The following is a 3,310-nucleotide window of genomic DNA, read 5'->3' on the forward strand; positions in this document are numbered from 1 at the left end:
CCCGGCGTCTTTGTAGAGCCGGGCGAGCACTTCATCACTTCGCGGCGGTGCCAGCCGCACGTTTCCGTCGGAGTCTTTGACGCGTTGCACCAGCGCATCGGGGCTGACGAAATCACCATAGTCCAAAATCAAGACCTTTCGCCCTTGCGCCGTCAACCGCGTTGCTGCGGTCGCGCCGCCGGCGCCGCTGCCGATGATGACCACGTCATAGTGCTCGCTCAGATCAGCCAACGGCGGCGCGGGCAGTGAGACCAAATTGGAAACGCGTTCGCATTTCTTGCTCCAGCCCAATCCGATCAATCGGCGGGCGGGAGCGCGCGAGTGGATCACCAATCGCCCCAACATCGCCAATCCGCTGACCGCCAGGTGCAGCAGGTGATCCTCGTCCCACAAGATCAACGGCGGCGCCCCGTTTCGCCGCGGGGTTTCACCCTGATTGAGCACCCGCTGCACCCCCTTGGGCGTGTGGTGCTTCAGCCGCGTGGCGGTGTGTTTGACGCTGTAGACATCGAGCCACAGCAGCGCGACGCTGATGCCCAGCTGCATCCGGTGGGGCAGGTGATCGGCGTACCGCAGCAAATCGTTGGCGACTTGACAGGCGTTGTCGCCTTGGCGTCCGCACCACAGCGCATCGATTTGTGCGGCCATGACGGCCACGAGTGTGTCGAAACGCTTTTCGCGAATCGTATTCATCGGGCAATCTTGCTTCGGTTTTTCTCCCCAGCCGAACAGGTTCAGCGGAACGATGCCGGCGGCCAGGGCTCCCTTGCCGAATTGCCGCCGTGGGATTTCGCTCGCCAGTGCGGCGGTGCCGAGTTCTGACAGATTTTCCAGCGAAGACAAATCGTCCATCAGGGCCTTCCTTGGTCCATGGTCTGTTTCCGAATTGATTGCTTCTGCTGGGGAGAAAACAACCCGTTTTCGCTCGTCATCGTCCACGTCAGAGTCAATTTCGAGCCAAATTGTCGCGTCTGCGGGGTGATCCGCCAGAACCGCCCCGCAGTAGTGATCTTGCCGATTACAACGCCACCGGAGTCGATGTGGCCTTGGGCCGTCTCCCCGTGTGGGTGATAATTCGACGTGAAACCAACCCTTTGGCGACAACCCCGGTGACGAACAGGATGGACGAACAAACAGAGCTGCAAACCGCCAAGGAGCTGCCCCGGGCCGACTTTCATCTCAACCAGCCCTTTCCACCGGCCGGTGACCAACCCCAAGCGATCGAACAACTGACCAAGGGGTTCAACTCTGGCTCGTCCGCTCAGGTGCTACTCGGTGCGACCGGAACCGGGAAAACCTTCACCATGGCCAACGTGATTGCCAACGTCGGCCGCCCGGCGTTGGTGCTCAGCCACAACAAGACGTTGGCCGCCCAGCTGTACAGCGAGTTCAAGGAGTTCTTTCCCGAGAACGCGGTCCACTATTTCGTCAGCTATTACGATTATTATCAGCCCGAAGCCTACATCCCCCAGCGCGACGTCTACATCGAAAAAGACGCCTCGATCAACGAAGAAATCGATCGACTGCGATTGGCCACCACCAGCAGTCTGGTCAGCCGACGCGACGTCGTGATCGTTGCCTCGGTCAGCAGCATCTATGGATTGGGTTCACCCGAGGACTACAAGCAACTGGTCGTCAGTCTGACGCGGGGCGAATCGATTCGCCGCGATCACTTGCTATTAAAGTTGGTCGACGTGTTGTACGAACGCAACGACATGGCGTTTGAACGCGGCAAGTTTCGTGTGCGTGGCGACAGCATCGAGCTGTGGCCCAGTTACGAAGAGTTTGCGTATCGGATCGAAATGTGGGGGGACCAGATCGACCAGATTTCGATCATCAAACCCGTCTCCGGCGAAACCGTCAAAACGCTTTCCCAGGTCTTCGTCTACCCGGCGAAACACTTTGTGATGCCCGACGATCGCATCAAACGGGCGATCAGCGTGATCCGAGCGGAGTTGAAACATCAGTTGGAATTGTTTCAAAAGCAAGGCAAGTTGCTCGAGGCGCAGCGTCTGTCGGCGCGGACTCGATTTGATCTCGAGATGTTGGCCGAAGTGGGCCATTGCCCCGGTATCGAAAACTACTCTCGGCCGCTGTCGGGCAAAGCACCGGGTTCGTCGCCTGACACGTTGTACGAGTTCTTTCCCGACGACTTCATCACCTTCGTCGACGAATCGCACGTCACGGTGCCCCAGGTGCGCGCGATGTACGCCGGTGACCGCAGCAGAAAGTTGACGCTGGTCGATCACGGGTTTCGGCTGCCCAGCGCGCTGGACAACCGGCCGCTGAAATTTGAAGAGTGGGAAGAACGAACCGGCCAAATCTGTTTCGTCAGCGCGACGCCCAGCGATTACGAATTGGAACGCACCGGCGGCGAAGTGGTTGAACAAATCATTCGACCGACGGGATTGTTGGATCCCGAGGTGGAAGTCGTTTCGGCGCGTGGCCAAGTCAATCACTTGATCAACGAAATTCGTATCCGAGCCGAACGAGACGAACGGGTACTGGTCACCGCGTTGACGAAACGGTTGGCGGAGGATTTGGCGAACTTCTTCCAAGAGCAAAACGTTCGTTGCCGTTGGCTGCATAGTGAACTCAATGCGTTCGAGCGCGTGGATCTGCTGCAAGAACTACGGGCCGGGCATTTCGATTGTCTCGTCGGCGTCAACCTGCTTCGTGAAGGCTTGGACCTGCCCGAAGTCTCTTTGGTCGCGATTCTGGACGCCGACAAAGAAGGCTTCTTGCGCAGCGAAACCAGCTTGATACAAACCATCGGGCGGGCGGCTCGCAACGCCAACAGCAAAGTGATCTTGTATGCCGACAAGGTGACCGAATCGATGCGATTGGCGATCGGTGAAACCGAACGGCGTCGCGCGATCCAACAGGCGTACAACGAAGAACACGGGATCACGCCCGAAACGGTGCGGAAAAAAATCAAGGCGGGGATCGAGACCGATGCAGCCAAACGACGAAAAACGATCGCGAAGGCGCAGGAGGAATCCGAGACGACGTACATCACACTCGAATTCGTCGAAGCGTTGGAGCGAGAGATGTTGTCGGCCGCGGAGGACTTGGAATTCGAACGCGCGGCACAATTGCGAGACCGAGTCCTGCAATTAAAAGAAAACATCGGCAAGCCGCTGGCGGAAGTCGAAGAGGAAAAACCGTCGAGTGCAACGGGCCGGCAAAGTCAACGCGGACGACGCAAGGGAACCAAGGGGACGGGGGGCCGCAGCAAGATCCCGAGACCCAAACGCGGTTGATCGGCGTGGACATCAAATCACAACGGGCGTCAATCGATGGGTGCAGG

2 protein-coding genes are annotated in these 3,310 nt (G+C 58.5%); one reads left to right on the forward strand and one right to left on the reverse strand.

All coding sequences use genetic code 11. The features are described 5' to 3' along the window. A partial coding sequence (locus ABX749_RS26900) for an NAD(P)-binding protein (protein ID WP_372898730.1) occupies nucleotides 1–852 on the reverse strand: 852 nt, incomplete at its 3' end. 269 nt (nucleotides 853–1,121) lie between these two features. Between ABX749_RS26900 and uvrB the strand changes: the two genes are divergently transcribed. Beyond that, on the forward strand, nucleotides 1,122–3,263 hold the full coding sequence (gene uvrB, locus ABX749_RS26905; RefSeq protein WP_372898732.1) for an excinuclease ABC subunit UvrB: 2,142 nt from the start codon (nucleotides 1,122–1,124) through the stop codon (nucleotides 3,261–3,263). Nucleotides 3,264–3,310 lie beyond the last annotated feature (47 nt).

This window comes from Stieleria sp. (genome assembly GCF_041595215.1).
GTDB lineage: Bacteria > Planctomycetota > Planctomycetia > Pirellulales > Pirellulaceae > Stieleria > Stieleria magnilauensis.